The 3270-nt window shown below is 21.9% G+C and carries 3 protein-coding genes and 1 pseudogene; all 4 read left to right on the top strand.

Translation table 11 applies throughout. From position 1 onward, the window contains the following. Window positions 1-207: pseudogene (locus MBCUR_RS10545) on the top strand (IS630 family transposase); the annotation flags it as partial. A gap of 156 nt (window positions 208-363) precedes the next feature. Beyond that, window positions 364-1803, top strand: a complete 1440-nt coding sequence (locus MBCUR_RS01580; protein ID WP_067089391.1) for an ATP-binding protein — start codon at window positions 364-366, stop codon at window positions 1801-1803. Between the two features lie 449 nt (window positions 1804-2252). After that, entirely contained in the window at window positions 2253-2549 is a 297-nt protein-coding gene (locus tag MBCUR_RS01575) for a DUF6364 family protein (protein ID WP_067089388.1), read from the top strand. A 1-nt stretch (window position 2550) separates the two neighbouring features. Then, window positions 2551-2958, top strand: a complete 408-nt coding sequence (locus MBCUR_RS01570; protein WP_067089384.1) for a type II toxin-antitoxin system VapC family toxin — start codon at window positions 2551-2553, stop codon at window positions 2956-2958. Window positions 2959-3270 lie beyond the last annotated feature (312 nt).

The following is a 3270-nucleotide window of genomic DNA, read 5'->3' as shown; positions in this document are numbered from 1 at the left end:
CCAAACCATGCCAGCTGGCTTAATATTGCCGAAATTGAAATTAATGTAATGGACACACAATGCACTGGAAGAAGAATAAGTAACAAAAACTTACTAATTAAAGAAACTACAGCTTATCAGAACTACAAAAATGAAAATAAATGCAAAATAAACTGGAATTTCACTAAAGAAAATGCTGATAAAAAATTATCAAAATACTATACTTAAATAAAAAATATGAAAATTAAATTGTCTTAACAATATATCTATTCGGTAAAACGAATAGTTATTTATAAACTACCATTCGGTAAAACGAATAGATATATAAATAATGTTTTTAATAATATATTTAATGAAATTTTTCATGAAAAATATGGTGATTTAATGGCTTTTGAAGAAGAATTATATAAATATATTGATGATCAACAAGAAGAAATACCTTTTTTTATTAATAAAATAGGAAATTTTAATCATCGAAGTGAATATTATACGATTAAAGGATATTTAGATGAGTTTATAAATAATGAAAATGATGCAAACAGTTTTGTGGTAATGCCTGGACTTCGAGGAGTTGGTAAATCTACAATTCTACTACAAATACATGATTATTTGACAAATAAAAAAAATATTAATGAAAAAAATATTCTTTTTTTATCTATGGAACGCTTAAGGTATTATGATACAGATTTACAGAAAATTGTTGAGAATTTTTTAGAATTTAATCATAAAACAAATTTAATACATTTAGATAAAAAAATTTTTGTTTTAGTAGATGAATGCCATTATAATAAAAATTGGGGTTTATCTGGTAAAATAATATATGATTATACAAAAAATATTTTTTTACTATTTACTGGATCATCTGCTCTTGAATTAGAAATGAATGGAGATATTGTACGAAGAAGTTCTAAAGAATATATTTTCCCAAATAGTTTTCATGATTATCTTTTACTAAAATATAATATAAATACTGGTACAAATTTTTCCAATATATTAGAAAATCTAATATATTTTGGTGAAGAAAAATATCTAAATCAAGCTATTAATTTTGAAAAAAAGACTTCTAAAAAATTAAGAACTTTAAATAAAAATTTAAACATTGAATTTAATGAATTTTTAAAAATACATGGATTTCCTTTTTCATTACACTCTAAAGAAAAAAGAACTTATAGAAATATATTTGATAATATTAAAAAAGTTATAGATGATGATATTCCCTCAATTAAAACATTTAAAAATAGTTCAAATATTAATTTTATGAAAATTTTATTGTATTTAGCAAGCCAAAGACCTGGGACATTCTCAACTCAAAAAATAGCTAATTATCTATCTATTTCTTCAAGCACAGTTCATGAAATGCTAAGTGTTTTAGAAAAAAGCCAAATCATTTTTAATATTAAACCATTGGTTGAAGGAACAAAAACCATCAAATCTTCATGGAAATATTATTTTCTTTCACCTTCATTAAAAGCTGCTATAAGCTATGAATTAGGAAGACACGATCTAAATAACAGAAAATGTCTTGGAGCATTAGCAGAAAATTATGTTGCATCATCTCTTTATAAAATAAAACAAAAAAGCTTTAGAATGATGGGAATATTCTTCCCTACAGAAAAAAAAGGAACAGATTTTGTAATTAAAACAAAATTAGATGATTTAGTACCAATAGAAGTAGGTATTGGTAAAAAAACTAAAAGTCAATTAAAAATAGCTATTAATAAATATGAATGTGAGTATGGAATTTTAATATCTAATAGATTTAATAGTATTCAAAAACATGACAATATAATTCATATTCCATTAACAACATTTGGTTTCCTATAATTACAAAGAATTTAATGGAAAAATTTTTAAAAAAAAGAATTTTAAGATGATATTTCTGAAAATTTAAATTCAATAAACATATTACAAAGCTTTGGTAATATATTATATACGGTGTTAGAAAGTCCATGAAATTTTAAGCCCAGTACAATCTTTTTTTATAATATTAATTGAGTATAAGTTGTAAAAATTAAAACATTATAGTATGATACCTATTTTTTGGTAAATTTCATTATTCCAATACTTCTCATTAATCTTTTAATTGAAATTTAAGATATCTTAGTCAATGATCAAAATATTATATTTTGCCAATAAACTAGTGTTTGATTATATGACTTTTAATTCTTCAAGTAAAAATCTAAAAATATGTTTTTATTTAAAAAGCAGATAATTATTTATATATGATAAATCATAGTTATATGTATAAACTAATAATTAATATGGTGTAAAAAATGGAAACTAAAAATAGGCTAAGAACTACTTTAAATCTTGATAGAGACATTATTAATTCAATTAAAATCATTGCTACAAATAAAAACTCTACACAAACTGAAATAATAACAGAATATCTTAAAAAAGGCTTAGAATTAGAAGATGAAAAAAATAAAATACCTGAAAACTTAATAGCTAATAAAAATACATACAACCCTGACCCTGAAAGAAGAATGAAATTTGCAGGAATTATTAAAGCAAAAAAACCAATTGACCTTACAAAAACATTAGAGGAAGTAAGAAAAATGGAGTATTAAAATGATTTTTTTAGATGCCAACTTTTTAATCCATTTATATGTTGAAAAAAATAAAGAGCACAAAAAAGCAAAGAAAATATTAAAATCTTTTGGTGATGAAGAGGTATTAATCTCAAAACTTGTAATTACAGAACTAATAACAGTTATGAATCTTAAACTAAAACAAGATATTAATTTAATTTTAGAAGTTTATGAAGAATTAAATAGCGATTATAAAATTCTAATTGACAATGATTTCTATGATGACGGATTAAAAATACTTTCTAAGGAATTAAAAGAAAATAAAAAAAGATTACCACTATTTGATTGTGTTTACATAGCTTTAATGAAAAAATTAGGAATAAAAAAAATAGCTACTTTTGACAAACATTTCAAAGATATAGATGGAATAGAAGTGATAGATAACTAATGAAGAATTTCAAATAATTTGTGATAAAATGATAGAATCAAAATTTAACTATAATAACATCTAAACATACTAAAATAACATACCAAACATCTTTAAATTTTTTAAATTATTGAGAATTTCTATAAACTCCAATATAAATATTTTTATTTGCTATTTGTATTTTTTTTGTGAATTTATTTTTTTTTTGTGTTCTTTAAATTGATATAGAAAGGTTTATATAGGATAATATATATATTTAATACCATGTATGACTTGAATAATTATTTTATAAATAAACAGTATGCGAAAGTTGAAGAGTTAGGTGATCGTTTG

It is taken from the genome of Methanobrevibacter curvatus, assembly GCF_001639295.1.
Classification (GTDB): Archaea; Methanobacteriota; Methanobacteria; order Methanobacteriales; family Methanobacteriaceae; genus Methanoflexus; species Methanoflexus curvatus.
The sequence above is the reverse complement of the archived record's forward strand: the minus strand, read 5'-3'. Positions and strand labels throughout refer to the sequence as shown.

What these genes read in the sequence shown, in the direction of transcription:
- MBCUR_RS01580 (WP_067089391.1), top strand. Translation starts at nt 364, where the DNA reads ATGGCTTTTGAAGAAGAATTATATAAATATATTGATGATCAACAAGAA.
- MBCUR_RS01575 (WP_067089388.1), top strand. Translation starts at nt 2,253, where the DNA reads ATGGAAACTAAAAATAGGCTAAGAACTACTTTAAATCTTGATAGAGAC.
- MBCUR_RS01570 (WP_067089384.1), top strand. Translation starts at nt 2,551, where the DNA reads ATGATTTTTTTAGATGCCAACTTTTTAATCCATTTATATGTTGAAAAA.